Annotated in this window: 1 protein-coding gene; it reads left to right on the forward strand. The window is 55.3% G+C overall.

The genetic code is table 11. The annotated features are described in order from the left end of the window. Positions 1-470, forward strand: a 470-nt coding sequence (locus JFT66_RS29660) for a cytochrome ubiquinol oxidase subunit I (protein WP_198860632.1), incomplete at both ends; no start/stop codon positions are given.

Consider the following 470-nt stretch of genomic DNA (forward strand, 5'->3'; position numbering starts at 1 on the left):
AGTTCAGCTACATCACCATGCGCATGGAGATGGTTGATTTCTGGGCAGTGGTGTTCAACCCGGTTGCCCAGGCCAAGTTTGTACACACGGTCTCTGCCGGCTATGTCACCGGCTCGATGTTTGTGCTGTCGATTTCAAGTTGGTATTTGCTCAAGAATCGTGATGTCGAGTTTGCCAAGCGCAGCTTCCGGGTGGCGGCCGCCTTCGGTCTGGCATCCGTGTTGAGCGTGATCGTGCTGGGGGATGAGTCGGGTTACACGGTAGGTGAGGCGCAGCAAACCAAACTGGCGGCCATGGAGGCCATGTGGGACACCAAACCGGCACCTGCGAGTTTGACCCTGGTCGCCAGCATCAATGAAGCCGAGTCCAGGAACAACTGGGAGGTTGATATTCCATGGGTGATGGGCTTGATCGGCACTCGCTCGGCCAGCAAGCAAATCCCAGGCATACATGACATTAAAGAAAAAAAC

It is taken from the genome of Pseudomonas sp. MF6755, from assembly GCF_016405635.1.
Taxonomy (GTDB): Bacteria; Pseudomonadota; Gammaproteobacteria; order Pseudomonadales; family Pseudomonadaceae; genus Aquipseudomonas; species Aquipseudomonas haemolytica.